The organism is Aeromonas sp. (genome assembly GCF_050252055.1).
GTDB classification, from domain to species: Bacteria; Pseudomonadota; Gammaproteobacteria; order Enterobacterales; family Aeromonadaceae; genus Aeromonas; species Aeromonas caviae.
The window spans coordinates 14140-31595 of record NZ_JBFWLQ010000009.1 but is presented as its reverse complement, the minus strand read 5'-3'; the positions used below and the strand labels follow the sequence as shown (position 1 = coordinate 31595).

16 protein-coding genes are annotated in these 17456 nt (G+C 64.1%); 3 read left to right on the top strand and 13 right to left on the bottom strand.

Translation table 11 applies throughout. The annotated features are described in order from the left end of the window. Positions 1 to 67: 67 nt before the first annotated feature. From ccoG to rph, 7 genes are all read right to left on the bottom strand, one after another. Positions 68 to 1516 carry a cytochrome c oxidase accessory protein CcoG gene (ccoG, locus tag AB7E19_RS15935; protein WP_010676097.1) on the bottom strand — a complete coding sequence of 483 codons (1449 nt, stop codon included), beginning with the start codon at positions 1514 to 1516 and terminating at the stop codon, positions 68 to 70. 197 nt (positions 1517 to 1713) lie between these two features. Next, entirely contained in the window at positions 1714 to 1977 is a 264-nt protein-coding gene (locus AB7E19_RS15930) for a YihD family protein (protein WP_010676098.1), read from the bottom strand. A gap of 30 nt (positions 1978 to 2007) precedes the next feature. After that, the gene (locus AB7E19_RS15925; protein ID WP_041211999.1) at positions 2008 to 3162 is read right to left on the bottom strand and encodes a GGDEF domain-containing protein; all 1155 of its coding nucleotides are present in this window, start codon (positions 3160 to 3162) and stop codon (positions 2008 to 2010) included. A 153-nt stretch (positions 3163 to 3315) separates the two neighbouring features. Next, on the bottom strand, positions 3316 to 3705 hold the full coding sequence (cueR, locus tag AB7E19_RS15920; RefSeq protein ID WP_010676100.1) for a Cu(I)-responsive transcriptional regulator: 390 nt from the start codon (positions 3703 to 3705) through the stop codon (positions 3316 to 3318). Then, positions 3702 to 6131, bottom strand: coding sequence for a heavy metal translocating P-type ATPase (locus tag AB7E19_RS15915; protein ID WP_322131305.1), 2430 nt, complete (start codon positions 6129 to 6131; stop codon positions 3702 to 3704). Before AB7E19_RS15915 ends, cueR begins: the two co-directional genes overlap by 4 nt. A gap of 179 nt (positions 6132 to 6310) precedes the next feature. Then, complete coding sequence (gene pyrE / locus AB7E19_RS15910) at positions 6311 to 6964, bottom strand: orotate phosphoribosyltransferase (protein WP_010676102.1); 654 nt, start codon at positions 6962 to 6964, stop codon at positions 6311 to 6313. 74 nt (positions 6965 to 7038) lie between these two features. After that, a complete protein-coding gene (rph, locus tag AB7E19_RS15905) occupies positions 7039 to 7755 on the bottom strand; it encodes a ribonuclease PH (RefSeq protein ID WP_322131306.1) in 717 nt (238 codons plus the stop codon). 146 nt (positions 7756 to 7901) lie between these two features. Here rph and AB7E19_RS15900 point away from each other — a divergent pair, with 146 nt between their 5' ends. After that, a complete protein-coding gene (locus tag AB7E19_RS15900; protein WP_011707879.1) occupies positions 7902 to 8765 on the top strand; it encodes a YicC/YloC family endoribonuclease in 864 nt (287 codons plus the stop codon). Positions 8766 to 8953: 188 nt separating this feature from the next. Here the strand turns inward: AB7E19_RS15900 and AB7E19_RS15895 are convergent, their stop codons facing one another. From AB7E19_RS15895 to waaF, 3 genes are all read right to left on the bottom strand, one after another. Then, complete coding sequence (locus AB7E19_RS15895) at positions 8954 to 9832, bottom strand: DMT family transporter (RefSeq protein WP_322131307.1); 879 nt, start codon at positions 9830 to 9832, stop codon at positions 8954 to 8956. Between the two features lie 111 nt (positions 9833 to 9943). Then, entirely contained in the window at positions 9944 to 11212 is a 1269-nt protein-coding gene (gene waaA / locus AB7E19_RS15890; RefSeq protein ID WP_322131888.1) for a lipid IV(A) 3-deoxy-D-manno-octulosonic acid transferase, read from the bottom strand. A 1-nt stretch (position 11213) separates the two neighbouring features. Then, positions 11214 to 12311: a lipopolysaccharide heptosyltransferase II gene (gene waaF / locus AB7E19_RS15885; RefSeq protein ID WP_113069244.1), complete on the bottom strand. Its 1098-nt coding sequence runs from the start codon at positions 12309 to 12311 to the stop codon at positions 11214 to 11216. Positions 12312 to 12650: 339 nt separating this feature from the next. On the opposite strand from waaF, the gene AB7E19_RS15880 reads away from it, so the two are divergent. Further along, positions 12651 to 13427, top strand: coding sequence for a glycosyltransferase family 2 protein (locus AB7E19_RS15880; protein ID WP_010676108.1), 777 nt, complete (start codon positions 12651 to 12653; stop codon positions 13425 to 13427). A 338-nt stretch (positions 13428 to 13765) separates the two neighbouring features. Here AB7E19_RS15880 and AB7E19_RS15875 read toward each other — a convergent pair whose 3' ends face one another. Further along, a complete protein-coding gene (locus AB7E19_RS15875; protein WP_041214218.1) occupies positions 13766 to 14809 on the bottom strand; it encodes a glycosyltransferase family 9 protein in 1044 nt (347 codons plus the stop codon). Between the two features lie 221 nt (positions 14810 to 15030). On the opposite strand from AB7E19_RS15875, the gene coaD reads away from it, so the two are divergent. Beyond that, positions 15031 to 15513, top strand: coding sequence for a pantetheine-phosphate adenylyltransferase (gene coaD / locus AB7E19_RS15870; RefSeq protein ID WP_010676110.1), 483 nt, complete (start codon positions 15031 to 15033; stop codon positions 15511 to 15513). A gap of 74 nt (positions 15514 to 15587) precedes the next feature. On the opposite strand, the gene AB7E19_RS15865 is transcribed toward coaD, so the two are convergent. Continuing rightward, a complete protein-coding gene (locus tag AB7E19_RS15865; RefSeq protein WP_319873552.1) occupies positions 15588 to 16460 on the bottom strand; it encodes a VirK/YbjX family protein in 873 nt (290 codons plus the stop codon). 176 nt (positions 16461 to 16636) lie between these two features. Next, positions 16637 to 17449, bottom strand: a complete 813-nt coding sequence (gene mutM, locus AB7E19_RS15860) for a bifunctional DNA-formamidopyrimidine glycosylase/DNA-(apurinic or apyrimidinic site) lyase (protein ID WP_223919796.1) — start codon at positions 17447 to 17449, stop codon at positions 16637 to 16639. Positions 17450 to 17456: the final 7 nt, after the last annotated feature.

Sequence of the window (17456 nt, the reverse complement as noted above, 5' to 3'; positions counted from 1 at the left end):
GGGCGCTGTTGCGCCCCATTCTATCACCACTGTCTGCCGTTTCCGTGCATGGCGGTGCGCCTTGCCGTCACAACCTGCTGATAAACTTGCTCGGTTGGCGCAAGGTCCCCTTGCTGTCGTCCGGCGCCGCGCCTTCCCGCTTGAGCACGAACTGGACGTCCAGAGTGGGGCGCTTCAGGTTGAAGGGATCCACCGCCAGACTCACCGGCAGGGTATAGATCTCGCCCGCCTTCAGGGTCACCTCGCGGGGTCCGAACCACTGGTACTCCGGCAGCCCTTCCACGTCCAGCCGGTAGGTCTGGGAGTTCAGGGTCTTGTTGAGGATCTTCAGGGTATAGGTGTTCTCGATGAGCCCTTCACTGTTTTCCCGGAACAGCTGGTTGCGATCCCGCAGGATGTCGAGCCCCATGGGCATGATGGACATGGCGTTATAGACGAAGACCCCCAGCATGACGACCATCACCAGGCCATAGCCAATCAGCTTGGGCCGCGCCACCTGGGTTTCACTGTGGGCCAGTTTGTGCTCGGTGGTGTAACTGATGAGCCCCTTCGGATACCCCATCCGCTCCATGGTCTGATCGCAGGCGTCGACACAGGCGCCGCAGTTGATGCACTCGTACTGCAGACCGTCACGGATGTCGATACCGGTCGGGCAGACCTGCACGCAGAGGTCGCAGTCGATGCAGTCCCCCAGCCCCAGAGCCTTGGGATCGGCCTTGCGACCACGGGCGCCGCGGGTCTCGCCACGCTGGCTGTCATAGCCGACGATGTAGGTGTCCTTGTCGAACATGGCGGACTGGAAGCGGGCATAGGGGCACATGTGGATACACATGATGGCGCGCATCCAGCCGGCGTTGCCATAGGTGCAGGCGGCAAAGAACAGCACCCAGAAGATGACCCAGCCTCCCGCCTGCAGGGTGAAGAAATCGGGCACCAGGTGGAAGACATCCTGGAAGTAGGCGACGAAGGTCAGCCCCGTGCCCAGCGACAGCAGGATCCAGGCCAGGTGCTTGGCGCCCTTCCGGGCCAGCTTCTCGCCGCTCCAGGGCGCCGCATCCAGCTTGCGACGCTTGTTGGCGGCCCCTTCCAGCTTCTCCTCGAACCAGATGAACAGGAAGGTCCACACCGTCTGGGGACAGAGGTAGCCGCACCAGACCCGGCCCAGGAAGGTGGTCACAAAGAAGAGGGCGAAGGCCGCGATCATGAAGACCCAGGCCAGCAGGGTGAGATCCTGCGGCCAGATGGTGGCACCGAAGATATGGAACTGCTGGTGCTCCAGATCGAACAACACCGCCTGACGGCCGTCATAACGCAGCCAGGGCAGGAGGACAAAGAGCGCGACGAAGAACCAGCCCATGGCCTTGCGCACCCGCTGCCAGTAGCCGGTCTGGGAGCGGACATAGATGCGGTTGCCGGGGTTGAACCTGTCATCTCCCGCCTTGAAGGTGTTGGGATTGAAAGTCCCGGTGACGTCACCGGTCACATCCTTGATGTCGATCTTGTCCTTGTCGGCCATTGCAACACATCGCTCCACTCATATTGTTATGAAAGCGATTATATCTTAAACAACCTGCTAATTGTGTGGGTTAAATGTATCTATAGTTCGAGTCCCGTCGCAATTTCAGGCAACAAAAAAGGCCCATAGCCAGTTGACTATGCGCCTTTTCACAGATTCTCTTGAAACCTTTCTCTGATGGCGATATGACGCCAGGATTACTTGATGCCGCGGGCCTTGAGCAGGGCTTCCTTGAAGTCGGGCACGTGATCCTTGGCCAGCCCCGGGATCATCGCCTGCTTGTCGGATTCCCGCATCTTGAGGTGGTAGATCAGCATGTCGTCGGTCAGTGCGGACAGCGGACCGTCAAATCCCGCCTCCTCGGCCAGTTTGGCAACAAACTGCACCAGGCTGAGATCCTGCTCCTTGATCCAGGCAGGCTGCAGCAGTTCCAGCAGCTCTTCGATACGATGACATTGCATAGACGACCTCTTTAATCTGTCTTGTGAAACTCAGGCAACCTTACCCATCAAGGCTACTTCGATACGATCCCGGCCATTATGCTTGGCCTGATAGAGCGCCGCATCCGCTTTCTGGATAAGCTCGGCAATGGAGTGATGCTGATCCGGCACCAGGGTCGCCACCCCGAAGCTGCAACTGACCCGCCCCGAGACCCGGGATTTGTGGTGGGGAATGCCGAGGGCTCGCAACGAGGTACGCACCTGCTCGGCGATCTGCATGGCCCCCTGCAAGGTGGTGCAGGGCAGCAGCAGGGCGAACTCCTCTCCGCCGTAACGGGCAGCGAGATCGTCTTCCCGCCGCAGCACTTCGGCCAGCAGGCTCGCCACCTGTTGCAGGCACTGGTCCCCCACCTGATGACCATAGTGATCATTGAACTGCTTGAAGTAGTCCACATCCACCAGCACCAGAGAGAGAGGCGCCCTGGCACGGTGGCAGCGACGCCAGGCGCGCGCCAGGGAGTCGTCGAGATGGGCCCGGTTGGCGATGCCGGTCAGACCGTCGAGGCGGGACGTGAGCTTGAGGTGCTCGGAGACCGCCTTCAGCTCGGCCACCAGATCCGCATTGGAAAAACTGTGGTAGAGAGAGGCCACCTGATCCCGCCGCAGGCGCCGCAGCAGGGTCGGCAGAAAGACGAACAGATACCCCGCCAGCATGCAGGAGACGATACGCTCCTGGGTGTTGCCGCCACTGAGCTCGAACAACATGGCAAACCCGAGGGGCAGCACGGCCCCATAGAGGGTACGACGGCTGCCGAACAGCATGATGGCACTGCCGGTCAGGATCAGGCTGGAGAGCATCATCATGGCGGCACGATAGGTGTCGGGCAGCTTGTCCATGTAGAGCAGCACGCCCAGTGCCCAGACGATGGAGGTGATGGTCACCCCGACAAAGAGCTCGCGCTCGAGCACCGGCAGCGGAAGCTGTGCCAGCCTGGGCTGGCGCCAGCGCAGATGCCACCAGCGCCCCAGCAACAGCAGCAGGACCAGACCGAGCCAGCCCAGCGACTCGCTGGCCGGCAGGTAATCGTGGAACAGCAGGCTCCAGCTGATCGCCAGCAGCCCCAGGCAAGGCAGGCTGAAGGAGGCATGGGTATAGAGCTGGACCATGATGGCCCGCCGCACCTGATATTTCACACTCTGTGTCAACTGGGTACTCCCTGTACAAGAGCCGCACAGTTTAACACTCCCCTTTCCTGCTCAACAATCAATCGATCGCTATTAAGCTGCCACTCAGCGCGTCCTCTCTCGCACAGGCCCCGACAGACCCTTTTCTGCAGGGTCGAATGGCGCAGCCCTCCCTCACCCTTTCTCCAGCTCGTCGAGGATGGGGCACTGGGGATTCGCATCTCCGTGACAGCAGCTCACCACCTCCTCGAGGGCGCTGAGCATGGCTTGCAAACCGGCGATGCGGGAGCGCAGATCGACGATTTTCTCCTGGGCCAGCTTCTTCACCTGGGCACTGGTTCTGTGCTCGTCCCGATAGAGCGCCAGCAGCTCCTGACACTCCTCCAGATTGAAGCCGGTCTCCCGCGCCCGCTTGACGAAGCGCAGCTCCCGCAGGGAGGCATCCGTATAACTGCGATACCCGTTGTCGCTGCGCACCGGCGACGAGATGAGGCCGATGCTCTCGTAGTAGCGGATGGTCTTGGCGGTCAGGCCGGTGGCCTTGGCGACCTTGCTGATGTTCATGAATGACTCCTTTGGGATTCAGATGCACGCAGGCTGCCCGCCCGGGGCTGCCAGCGCTTCAATAACAGGGAATTGCTCAAGACGGTGATGCTGCTCAGGGCCATGGCCGCCCCCGCCAGCTCGGGGCTGAGGTAACCCAGCGCCGCCAGCGGAATACCGATGATGTTGAACACGAAGGCCCAGAACAGATTCTGCTGGATGGTGCGCCAGGTGGCCGCCGAGATGTCGATGGCATCGGCCACCAGCCGCGGGTCGGATCGCATGAGAGTGATGGAGGCGGTCTCCATCGCCACGTCGGAGCCGGAGCCCATGGCGATACCCACATCCGCCGCCGCCAGCGCCGGAGCGTCGTTCACCCCGTCCCCCACCATGGCGACCAGCCCGCTGGTTTGCGCCCGCAGCGCCTCTACTTTCTCCACCTTGCCGGCCGGCAGCACGGAGTCGAACGCCCCGTCCAGCCCCAGCTTGGCGGCAATATGGGCCACCGGCACCGGTCCATCACCGCTCACCAGCCAGCTGGCGATGCCGCGCTGACGCAGGGTGACGATGGCATCCGGACTCTCGGGGCGCAGGGTATCGGCCAGCGCCGCAATGCCAGCTACCACGCCGTCAATGGCCACCCAGACCCGGGTCGCGCCGTCGGCGGGTTGTTCATCGTGTTGTGACGGTTCAATACCGAGCTGGGCCAGCAGAGAGCCATTGCCGATGGCGACCCTATGGCCCGCCACCTGACCGACAATACCGGCACCGACCCGCACCTCGACGGCTTCCGGCTGGGGCAGCATCGCCTCTTTGCCGACCGCCTCGCGCATGGCCAGCGCCAGCGGGTGTTCGCTCGCCTGCTGTAGAGCGGCGGCCAGACGCAGCTGCTCGGCTGTGCCGCTCCAGCTCGCCAGCACGGGCCTGCCCTGAGTGAGCGTACCTGTCTTGTCGAAGATAAGCGCCTTGATGGCGTGGGCCTTCTGCAGGGTATCCACGTCTTTTATCAGAATGCCGTGGCGCGCCGCCACCCCGGTACCGGTGACGATGGCCGCCGGCGTCGCCAGCCCCAGCGCACAGGGACAGGCGATCACCAGCACGGCCACCGCCGCCAGCAGCGCCTGACCGAAGTCGCTGCTGATGGCGTACCACACCAGCAGGGTGAACAGGGCGATGGCCATCACCACCGGCACGAACACGGCAGAGACCTTGTCCACCAGCTGTTGCAACGGGGCCTTGCCCATCTGGGCGTTCTCTACCAGCGCGATGATCTTGCTGAGGCTGGAGTCCTCCCCCACCGTAGTGGCTTCAATTTCCAGCACGCCGGAGCGGTTGATGGCACCGCCCAGCACCTTGTCGCCCTCACCGCGGGGCACCGGCAGGCTCTCACCGGTGAGGATCGACTCGTCCAGCTCGCTCTCGCCGCTCACGATTCTGCCGTCCACCGGCACCCGTTCCCCCACCAGCACCCGCAGCCTGTCGCCGCGCAGCACCTCGTCGATGGCGACGATCTGCCAGCGCTCGCCGCGCCAGACGGTGGCGGTTTCCGGCCGCAGCGCCATCAGTTCGCGAATGGCGGACTGGGTGCTGCGTCTGGCTCGCGCTTCCAGCAGTTTTCCGAGGGAAATCAGGGTAATGATGATGGCACTCGCCTCGAAGTAGAGTTGGCCACTGGCGGCCACCCCCAGATTAAGCAGCAGATAGAGGCTGTAGAAGTAGGCCGCACTGGTACCGGTCGCCACCAGCACATCCATGTTGGCGGAGCGGTTCTTGATGGCGAGCCAGGCGCCGCGATAGAAGCGGGCCCCAATCCAGAACTGCACCGGGGTGGCGAGCACCAGCTCCAGCCAGGCGGGCAGATGCCAGGGGAACAACCCGGCCATGGCCAGCATCCCCGCCAGCAGCGGCAGGGTAAGCAAAGCCGAGACGATGACCCGGGTTTGCGCCTGACGGGCGCTGGCGGCCTCCTGCGCTTCCCGCTCCAGCAACTGCTGGCGGCGGCCGCTGGCCGAGCCCTGCGCCAGTTGGGCGCCAAAGCCGAGGGCCTCGATCTGCTCGCGCAGGGCCGCGGGCGTCTGCACCCCGGGTACCAGCACGATACGAGCCTGCTCGATGGAAAAGTTGACGTCGGCGGAGATGACGCCGGGCAGCGCCGCCAGCATCTTGTTCAGGCGGGCCGAGCAACCGGCACAGGTCATGCCGGTGATTTGAAACAGGATGGTCTCACTGCCGTAGTCGTAACCCTGCGCCTTGATGCTCTCCAGCACCGCCGGCAAACGGTCAGAGCTGGCCAGCTCGATGGCGGCTTGCTCCAGTGCGAAGTTGACGGTGGCCGAAACCCCATCGAGCTTGTTGAGGGCGGTCGTGATGCGGCCGGCGCAATTGGCGCAGCTCATGCCGCTGAGCGGCAACTGCAGATGAATGGGTGATTGAAGATGAGTGGTCATGTTGTTCCTCCCAGGAACCCGTCGGCACCACAAAACGCCGACTGGCAAACCCTAACCTTTACTGTAAGGGTAAGCTCAAGCCACATGATCCACTTTTTGCAGATGAAAAAACGGCGCCCGTTTGCTGCCAGAGAACAAACGGGCGCCGCCTTCAACTATTGCGCGGTATGCGCGGCGACTCAGATACCGTACTGGGCGCGGTAAGCCTTCATGGCGGCCAGTTGCGCCGCCAGCTCCGGCTGTTCGGCCTGCTTCTCTTCCAGATACTGGATCAAGTCGCTCATCTGGATGATGGCGATGATGTGGGCACCGTAGTCACGCTCAACTTCCTGAATGGCGGAGAGCTCGCCCTTACCCTTCTCCTGACGGTCCAGCGCGATCAGCACGCCAGCCAGGGAGGCGCCGTTGGCCTGGATCAGATCCATGGATTCGCGGATGGCGGTGCCGGCAGTGATGACATCGTCCACCAGCATGATGCGCCCCTTGAGCGGGCTGCCCACCAGATTGCCACCCTCGCCGTGATCCTTGGCCTCCTTGCGGTTGAAGCACCAGGGCACGTCCACGTCGTGCTGCTCCACCAGCTGCACCGCGGTGGCGGAGGCGATGGGGATCCCCTTGTAGGCCGGGCCAAACAGCACGTCGAATTCGATGCCGGCATCCATCAGGGCGGCGGCATAGAAGCGGCCGAGACGGGCCAGATCGCGGCCGCTGTTGAACAGACCGGCGTTGAAGAAGTAGGGGCTTTTACGACCGGATTTCAGGGTAAATTCACCGAATTTGAGGACCTGTTTCTCCAGGGCGAACTCGATAAATTGACGCTGGTAGGCTTTCATTCTGGCTCCTTACTTGGCTTGTCGTTTACTTGTGTGGGGTATAAAAAAACGCGGTCAATGCCGCGTTTTTAAAATCATGCAAGTGACTGCTTCTGCAGCGCAATAATGTCGGCAATACCGCCCTTGGCGAGGGCCAGCATGGCCAGCAGCTCTTCATGGGTGAAGGGTTCGGCCTCCGCGGTACCCTGCACCTCGATGATGCGACCATCTTCGGTCATCACCACGTTCATGTCGGTCTCGGCGGCGGAGTCTTCGATGTACTCCAGATCGCAGATGGCTTCCCCTTCATACATACCGACGGAGACGGCCGCGATCATCTGCTTGAGCGGGCTCTGTTTGATCAGCCCCTTCTCCACCATCCAGTTCAGCGCATCCACCAGCGCCACACAGGCACCGGTGATGGCGGCGGTACGGGTACCGCCGTCGGCTTGCAGTACGTCGCAGTCAACTGTGATGGAGTGCTCGCCCAGCGCAGTCAGGTCTACTGCGGCGCGCAGGGAGCGGGCGATCAGCCGGGAGATCTCCAGGGTGCGGCCACTCTGCTTGCCGGAGGCCGCTTCGCGGTTCATCCGGGAGTGGGTGGAGCGCGGCAGCATGCCATACTCGGCGGTCACCCAGCCCTGATTTTTCCCTTTCAGGAAGCGTGGCACGCTGGTGTCGACGCTGGCGGTGCAGAGCACGCGGGTGTTGCCGAATTCCACCAGCACGGACCCTTCAGCATGCTTGGTGAAGTGGCGGGTAATGGTGACCGGACGAAGCTGCGCGGCAGTGCGATCGCTGGGACGTGACATGGGACGGACCTCTGGGCTGGCTGAATTGGCGCAGGAGTATAAGTGATCCCAGCCCAAATATCAGCCGCTAAAACCACGCTGTCGGCTGACGGAGCAGGGCTGGCTGAGTATACTGGCCCCACACTTCATCAAGCCCGGAACAATCAATGATTCACAGCATGACCGCCTACGCCCGCAAGGAACTCAAGGGCGACTGGGGCACAGCCGTTTGGGAAATTCGTTCGGTCAACCAGCGCTATCTGGAGACCTACATTCGCCTGCCGGAACAACTGCGCAGCCTGGAGCCGGTTCTGCGTGAGCGCTTCCGCGCCAAGCTGCAGCGCGGCAAGGTGGAGTGCAACCTGCGTTTCGAGGCCGCGCAAGCCGCTGCCAGCCAGCTCCACATCAATGAAGAGCTGGCCAAGCTCATCATCGACAGCGCCAACTGGGTGATGAAAGAGGCGGGCCAGGGCCAGCTCAACCCGGTCGACGTGCTGCGCTGGCCGGGCGTCATGGCTGCCGCCGAGCAGGACATGGATGCGGTTGCCACCGAGCTGCTCGGCGGATTTGACCTGACCATGGAAGATTTCCTCGCTTCCCGCGCCAGCGAAGGGGCCAACCTCAAGGCCCTGATCGAACAGCGTCTGGCGGGCATTCAGGTAGAAGTGAAGAAGGTGCGCGTGCACCTGCCGCAGATCATCGAGTGGCAGCGCCAGAAGCTCACCGACCGGCTGGCCGAAGCCAAGGTGGAGCTGGATCCGGCCCGCATCGAGCAGGAGATCGTGCTGCTGGCCCAGAAGATCGACGTGGCCGAAGAGCTGGATCGCCTGGAGATGCACATCAGCGAAACCAACAAGATCATGAAGAAGGGTGGCGCCTGTGGCCGTCGTCTCGACTTCATGATGCAGGAGTTCAACCGCGAGTCGAACACGCTGGGCTCCAAGTCGATCAACGCCGAAGTGACCCAGTCCGCCGTCGAGTTGAAGGTCCTCATCGAGCAGATGCGCGAGCAGATCCAGAACATCGAGTGATCTCCCTCATCGATGCACCAGCCCCCGCCACCCGGGGGCTTTCTTATGCTCGTTTCCCGCAGCGCTCAGCCGCCTGACTGATGGCAACCCCGAGCAAAGGGAGCCCGACATGTACCATCACGCAAAGAGGGTCTGCCATGCAGACCCTCTCGCTTTTCCGAACCACTTAGGTTTGTCGCCCGTTCAGGCTAGACCGGTGACTTCAGCCTTCGGCTGCGCAGCAGAAGGGGGAGCTGGTAGAGCACCAGGGCGCCCAGCACCAGGCCGGCGCCTGCCAGCTTGGCGGGGCCCAGCGGCTCGTCATAGAAGAAGGTGCTTAAGATCAGGGTCCAGACCGGTTCCAGCAGCATCAGCAGGGCGGCGTGGGCCGTGGTCATCCGGCTCAGGGCGTGGGTGAGCAGCCAGTAACGCAGAGTGGTGGCGATCAGGACGCTGGCCGCAAACCAGCCCCAGATGCCCTGGCTGATGTCGGCGGGCCACTGCTCAGTCAGCAGGGAGAGCAGGGTGCCGAGCAGCCCGGTCACCGCCAGTTGGATGCAGGTGAGCCAGGTAGGAGGGATGGACTGGGCGAAGTGGCGGTGCACCGCGAGCTGAACCCCCAGGGTGGCGGCCGCCGCCAGAAACCAGAACAGGGAGAGCGACACGCCCCAGTGAGTGCTGCTGGAGAGCAGCAGCAGACCCGCGACGGCCACGGGCAGAGTCAGCCAGTAGTGACGGCCGGGTCTGGCCTTGAAGGCGGCCCAGGCGGCGAGCGGCGCCATCAGGGTGGCCACGCTCATGATGAAGGCGCCGCTGCCGAGGGCATCGCTCTGGCTGATGGCGGTAACCCAGAACAGCAGGCTGGCCCCGAGCAAGGTGCCGCACCCGGCGGCACGCAGCAGTTGTGAGCCACTGGGGGGCGGCTCGCGCAACCAGGCGAGCGGCAACAGCAGCAGGGCGGCCAGCAGGAAGCGGCTGCCGATAAAGGCGGCGGTGGGCAGTTCGCGAATCGCCTCTTTCGAGAAGAGCCAGCCAGCGGCGGCCAGCAGGGTGACCAGTATCATCAACAGCAGGGGAGCGCGGTTCATCGGGGCATCACAGGGTCAGGGGCAAAGGGCAGAGCATAAAGGAAAGAGGCGCGGATTGTCTCCCGGGGTTTGGCAGACATGCTGGCGGGGCGGCCACCACGCCGCCCCGCCTCAGTCGTCACTTTCCAGGCTGGCGAGGCAATGGGAGAGGGTGCGCGCCAGCGCCCCCTGATTGCGCAGCACCACGGCGCGGGCCTGCTCCCCCATCTCGCGGCGGGCAGGGGCATCGCCGAGCAGGGCGCTCACCCGGTGGCCGAGCGCCTCGGCGTCCGCCACCACGGCAGCCCCCCCCTGGACCACCAGCTGGCGGGTGATGTCGCTGAAGTTGAAATAGACGGGGCCGGTCAGGCAGGGTTTGCCCAGCGCCGCCGGTTCCAGCAGGTTGTGACCGCCCACGGGCACCAGGCTGCCACCGACAAAGGCGAGATCCGCCGCCGCCAACATCAGCGGCAGCTCGCCCATGGTGTCACCCAGGTAGATCTTGTCGCTCTCGCCGACCGCACTGCCCGCCGTGCGCCGCACGCAACCGTAGGGGGCGCACAGCTCGGCCACTCGATCGAAACGCTCGGGATGGCGCGGCACCAGGATCAGCAGGGCGGAGGGGTGGGCCTTGAGCACCCGATCGAAGGCGGCCAGCACCTGTTCGTCTTCCCCCTGGTGGGTACTGGCGGCGATCCAGACAGGTCGTGCCTCCCCCAGTTGCTGGCGCAGGGCACGGCCCCTGGCCTGTACCTCGTCGCCAAACTGGATGTCGAACTTGATGGAGCCGGTCACCGCCAGCCGGTTGCGCCCTATCCCCAGCCGATGGAAGCGATCCGCATCGTCCTGATGCTGGCAGAGCAGGTGGGTCAGCGGGCGGCTCAGGGCATCGAAGGCACCCTGGAAGCGACCATAGCGCTGACAGGATCGCTCCGAGAGGCGGGCATTGAGGATGGTCACTGGCAGGTGGCGTGCCTCGCAGGCCGCCAGCCAGTTCGGCCACAGCTCTGTCTCCATCACCCAGAGGGCGCGGGGCTTGACGGTGCTCAGAAACGCCGAGACGGCCCAGGGGTAGTCGAGAGGCGCATAGCGGTGCACCACCAGATCCCCAAGCTTGGCCGCCTGTTCGGCGCCGGTGCGGGTGGTGGTGGTGAGCAGGATGGGCAGCTCGGGGCGCTCGGCCTTGAGGGCGCGGATGAAGGGGGTGATGGCCAGGGTCTCCCCCACGCTCACCGCATGGATCCAGAGTGGAGCCTCCTGTCCGGTCGGCGGCAATCGTCCCAGATGCTCGGCCCAGCGCGCCCCGAAGCCGGGCTTGCCTTTTTTGGGTTTGTAGAGCGCCAGCAGCGCCAGGGGCAACCCCAGGTGGATCAGCAGGTTGTAGAGCAACCGGTAGATCATGCTAGCTATTACCTGGTTCAGCAGCAGAGGATTCCACCGGCTGCCGCACTATGGTCAGATCTGCCGTTTCCCCACGCTCCAGCCGATTTCCCGCCTCGATGACCTGTTCCGGCATCAGCTCGATCAGGCACTTGAGGTGGCCGAACTTGCAGGTGCGCTTGAAGCAGGGGCGGCACTCGATGTCGGTGTGGACGATCTCGACCCTGTCCGCCAGCGGTGGGGTATAGAGGGGCGAGGTGGAGCCGTAGACGCCGATCAGCGGCCGGTTGAGGGCGGCCGCCACGTGCATCAGGCCCGAGTCGTTGGCGATGACCCGACCGGCCAGGGCCATCAGGTCGATCGCCTCGTGCAGGCTGGTCTTGCCCGCCAGCACGTGGCAGTTGGGGCGCGACAGGGGGTTGATCCGATCGCGGATGGTGTTGGCCACGTCCACGTCCTTGCCCGAACCGAAGATCCACACCTGCCATCCCTCGTCGAGGTGCTTTTGCGCCACCACGGCGTAGTGCCCCTCCGGCCAGCGTTTGGCCGGGCCGAACTCGGCCCCCGGACAGAGCACCAGCACAGGGCGGGCACGATTCAGGCCGAGCCGCTCCAGCGCCTTGCCCTGGTTGATGAGATCCACGTGCAGGGAGGGATGGGGAATAGCGGGAATGTCGTCCCGACTCTTCATCTGCCCCTTGGGGTAGGCCAGAGCCACATAGCCTTCCACCATCAGCGGGAAGGCCTGCTTGTTGCTGCGCATATCGTTGAGCAGACCGAAGCGGTGCTCCCCCTTCCAGCCGGTGCGCACCGGGATCCTGGCAAACCAGGGGATGAGGGCCGACTTCATGGAGTTGGGCTGGATGATGGCCTGATCGTACTGCTCCGTGGCCAACTGCTTGCCAAGGCGGCGGCGTGCCCCCAGCTTGAAGTCACCGTGGCCAAGCGGCATGGGGATGGCCTTGTCCACCTCGGGCATGCGCTCCAGCAGCGCAACGCACCAGGCCGGCGCCATCACATGGAGCTCGCTGCCCGGGTGGTTGCTCTTGAGCGCCTTGTAGAGGCTCTGGGACATCACCATGTCGCCGACCCAGGAGGGGCCGATCACCAATATCTTCATCGCGCGTCTTCTCTCGGGACTGGCCCGGCTGTTGATCATTACTGGGCGAGATTATGCCCCAAGAAAGGCCGAAGAAATAACAGAAGATACCCGTCTGCTCCCGCAAAACGCCTACCTGGCAGGATCTGCTCCCCCACGCATCCCTCCTGAGGCTCTCTTCCACCCGGACACGGCGTGCCCTGGGCCACCGACTGCCGGGTAGCAGAGATCCCCCTTCCCCCGCATTCAAAAGCGGGCCCACCGGGCCCTCAGGTCATGCCCCGCGCGGGGTTTTAGGCTAGAATGGGCGCCAATCCGAGCATGACCCGCCCACCGGGCACCAACAAGAGTCCCTTGCCTGTGAAAAAACCGACCCTGGCGGCCGTCCTGATCGTCAAGAACGAAGCCGACAACCTCCGTGCCTGCCTCGCCTCCCTCGAAGGCCTGGCGGATGAAATCGTCATTCTCGACTCCGGCAGTCAGGATGACACCCCGGCCATCGCCGCCGAATTTGGCGCCCGCTTCTTCGTCAACACCACCTGGCCCGGTTTCGGCCGTCAGCGCCGCCTCGCCCAGTCCCATGTCCAGTCGGAGTGGGTGCTGTGGCTGGACGCGGACGAGCGGCTCACCCCCGAACTCAGGGAAGCCATCCAGGGGGTCATGGCCAACCCGGCCAGCGACACCATCTACTCCATCCCGCGCCTCTCCTGGGTGTTCGGCCGCTTCATCCGCCACAGCGGCTGGTACCCGGATCGGGTGCTGCGCCTCTACCCCAAGGCGCTGACCGGCTACAACGAGGCGCTGGTACACGAGAAGGTGGAGGTGCGCGCCAACATGAAGATCGTCAACCTGCAGGGCGACCTCCTCCACTACACCTACCGGGATCTGGAACACTACCTGGTCAAATCCGCCGGCTACGCCCGCGCCTGGGCCGATCAGCGCACCGCCCGCGGCAAGAAGGGATCCCTCGGCCAGGGGCTGGTCCACGCCGTCGGCTGCTTCCTCAAGATGTACCTGCTCAAGGCCGGTTTCCTCGACGGCAAGCAGGGCCTGCTGCTGGCCATCCTCTCCGCCCACTCCACCTTCGTCAAATACGCCGATCTCTGGGTTCGCCAGCAGCCCCAGCAGCCGAAATAGGGCATCGCGCCTCAAACATCGCATTAATCACTCACCCCTTGTTCCAGCGGAACAAGGGGCAAACCCCATTGCCATGGAGCGGGCGCAGCCCTCGCGGGGCCGCTCACGGCGCAAACCTGGGCGCCACGGACGAAAACTGGCCGCTATAAGCCGAATGCATGGATATTGGCAACATGACCCGACTCCGGCTTATACCGCCAGGTTTCCCCTGCCCGGGGCCCGGGCAGGCCCGTCAAGGGGCTGTCGGGAGCCACGCCCGGTAGGCCGGCCTGCCAGCAGGGCGCATCCCCATACAGACAGGGCCACGCGGGCCCTGTCTGTATGTTCTGTGTGCGCTCTCAGCGCTCGGCGCGCCAGAAGGGCGGCGCCCAGCGGGCGATCTCTGCCGCCATGGCCTTGGGATCGAGCTGGCTCATGTCCTCCGGGTGGTCGCTGTCTTCCGGCGGGCTGAAGGGCAGATGGCGCCCCTCGCCGTTGAGCGGCCGCCAGCGCAGCGGCGTCGCCGAACGGTGTGCCGGGAAGAAACCGACGGTCGGCACGTCCATGGCCGCAGCGATGTGCAGGGGCCCCGTGCTGCCCGCCACGAACAGGGCGGCGTTGGCCATCACCTGGCAGAACTTCGGCAGCCCCTCGTCGGAGCGATAGATCCAGCCGTTGCCCCCATGGGCCAGCAGTTCGGCCGCCAACTGCTCCGCCTTCCCCTCCTCCCCCGGGCCTGCCGTCAGCACGCACTGCAACTCGGGACAGGCCTGGTTGAGCTTGATGATGAGGCGCGAATACTGCTCGATGGAGAGGTTGTTGGCCGAGCCACCGCTGCCCGCATGCACCATCAGCCAGGGGCGGCTGGCGTCGAGCCTGAGACGAGCGGCGACCTGCTCGCGCACCTGCAGCAGGCTCTCGGGGTCGAAGTCGAGGTAGGGACCCTGTGGCTCCACCACGGTCTGATGCTGATCGGCGAGGAAGCGGCGCACCAGATCCAGGTTGTATTCGTACTCCGGCTTCTGGGAGCGGGAGCGGCGCTGCACCAGACGCTGGTTGTAGAGCACCTGGGCCAGCTTGGTGGCTGGTGCCAGCCGGTAGGGAATGTGCGCCTTCCACACCAACTTGGCATTGCGGGTGTTGGAGAAGAGGCAGATGGAGGCATCGAAGGCAGCCGCCTTGATGCGCGCCAGCAGGGCGCGTTGCTGCTCCTTGTCGGCCCGGGCACCCGGATCCAGGATGATCTCGTCGATCCATGGGCACAGGCGGGCCAAGGGCGCCGTGTAGGCGGGAACCAGGGCAGTCACATGACACTCCATGGAGCGCTTGAGCATGGCAAAGCTCGGCCACGCCAGCATGAAGTCACCAATCTTGTCATTGCGGACTACCAGAATACGTTTCATAAAAAATCCCTATGCTCCCTGTCACCAGCGAAGGAGGCTTGATGCGCGATGCGGGTATTCTTGCCTGATGCAGGGCGATTCTCAAGCGAAGACGCCACGGGGCCCCGATTTGTGCGACCCCGGCCGCCGATCAGCGCCAGAAATCCGCGCCATCCCGGTCGCGACAAACCGGCAACAGCCCCTATAATGCGACCAGTTTTCCGGTTTCAGGAATCAGCAGCATGACCAACAAGGTAATCTATCCCGGCACCTTCGACCCCATCACCAACGGCCATACCGATCTCATTGGCCGCGCCGCCAGACTGTTCGACGAGGTGGTGGTCGGGGTGGCCAACAGCCCGAGCAAACGGCCGCTGTTCGATCTCGAGGAGCGCGTTCAGCTGGCCCGGCAGGTGACGGCTCACCTGCCCAACGTCAAGGTGGTGGGCTTCTCCGGCCTGCTGGTGGATTTTGCCAGGGAGCAGCAGGCCAACGTGCTGATCCGCGGCCTGCGCGCCGTCTCCGACTTCGAATACGAGTTCCAGCTCGCCAACATGAACCGTCGCCTGATGCCTACCCTGGAGAGCGTCTTCCTTACCCCGGCGGAGGAGAACTCCTTCATCTCCTCCACCCTGGTGAAGGAGGTGGCGCTGCACGGAGGTGACATCCACCAGTTCGTCGACCCCCTGGTGGCTCAGGCCATTGCCGCCAGACAGCAGCGCTAATCCCCTCCCCTGATGGGCAGAAACGAACAAGGGCTACCCGCGGGTAGCCCTTGTTGCATCAACGCACTGCACGCCTAGCTGCGGGCAAACTGCTGGCGGATCGCCAGCTCCAGCTGATCGAGCCACTCGTAACGGCGCCGGTACATGGCCCGCTTCTTGGAGGCGATCTCCTCCAGCGGCTTGCGCACCACGGGTTGCAGCCGCACGAAGTTGGCGTCCTGCTCGAGGGCGCCAAACTCCTGCCACAGCTCGTCGTAGTCCGCCTGCAGGCAGGCTTTCTTCTTCTTGCTGTACCGTCTTGCCTGGAAGATGTGGGCCTTCATGCGCACCGCACAGACCCGGTGGGCCCCCATGGCCCCGGCCAGCGCCATCACCAGCATCACCACCAGCGACTTGGGTCTCAGACCCTGACCCGCCCGGGTCAATGCCCGCACCTGCTCCTGGGGCTGCTCGACACAGGGCTCTGGCCCCTGCACCGACCCGATCACCAGGGCCAGCTCCTGTTCGTTGCCCGCCAGGGAGAAGGCACAGCTGTAGAGTCGCTCCCCCCGCGCGTTGACGATGGAGAGCGCCAGCTCCGCCTCCCGGCGGAAGGTGCCGTCGTGACGCAGCACGATGTGCCAGCCGCCATCGGGATAATGGCCCAGCACTATCCCCTCCCCCAGATAGAGCGGGTCGATGAGCTCGGGGTACAGGCCCAGCAGCAGGCGGTAGTGATCCTCCACCATCTTGACCCGCTGGTTCACCGTCGAGCAGGCGAAGCGATAGGGGCGCATCGGCTTGTCGAGCAGCTCGGGGTGGCGGGCGGGAAGCGCCCGCAGGGGGGCGCTCTGGAACAGCTCGAATACCCGGTTCAACTGCGCACGGTAGAGCAGACTGCGCAGCAAAAACTTGCCACGATTGAAGGTCTTGCGGGCGCTGTCTTCGGGATAGAGGAAGCGGGCCATATCGTGGGCACAATAGTGCCCCTGCCGGGATAAATGTTCCCAGTCTATTGATTTAGCTGTCATTTTATTACCTCGCAGCCTGAACTGGCGAGATAGTAGTCATGGGCTGACGCCGCTTCAACAGACCGGAAATACTCTCTTACAACTTGGCCGATCCCGGCTCAAAAATCCCACTTTCAGCGTTGGCAGTGGGAGCAGAACACCGTGGTTCGCTGGCCCATCTTCACCTCGGTGAGCAGGGTGTGGCAGTGGAAACAGGGCTGCCCCCCGCGGCCGTAGACCTGCAACTGCTGGACGAAATAGCCCGGCTTGCCGTCGGCGCTGGTGAAGTCCTTGAGGGTGGTGCCCCCCTGGCGAATGGCTTCGGCCAGCACCCGCTTGATCTCGCTCACCAGGGTGCCCAGCCGCTCGGCGCTGATGTTGCCCGCCGCCCGCCTGGGATGAATGCCGGCGGCATAGAGCGCCTCGTTGGCGTAGATGTTGCCCACCCCGACCACCACGTGGTTGTCCATCAGGAACTGCTTGATGGCGGTGCTGCGCCCCTTCGCCCGCTCCCGCAGGTAATCGGCATGGAAGGCATCGGTGAGGGGTTCCGGCCCCAGCTTGGCGAGCAGGGCATGGGCCTCGGTCGGTTCGCGGGTCCACAGCAGGGCGCCAAAACGGCGCGGATCGTTGAGCCGCAGCAGCTTGCCGTTGGCCAGCTCGATATCCACGTGATCGTGCTTCTCGGCCGGGGTGCCGATGTCCAGCACCCGCAGGCTGCCGGACATCCCGAGATGCAGGATGGCGGTGCCAAAGTCGGTCTCCAGCAACAGGTATTTGGCGCGGCGGCTGACGCGGTGGATGACGAGATCCACCAGCTCCTGGATCTCGCCGGGCACGGGCCAGCGCAGGCGGCCGTCCCGCACCACCACGCGGGTCACCTTGATGCCGGTAAGCCAGGGGGAGATGCCCTGGCGGCTGACTTCGACTTCCGGTAATTCAGGCATGGGCGAT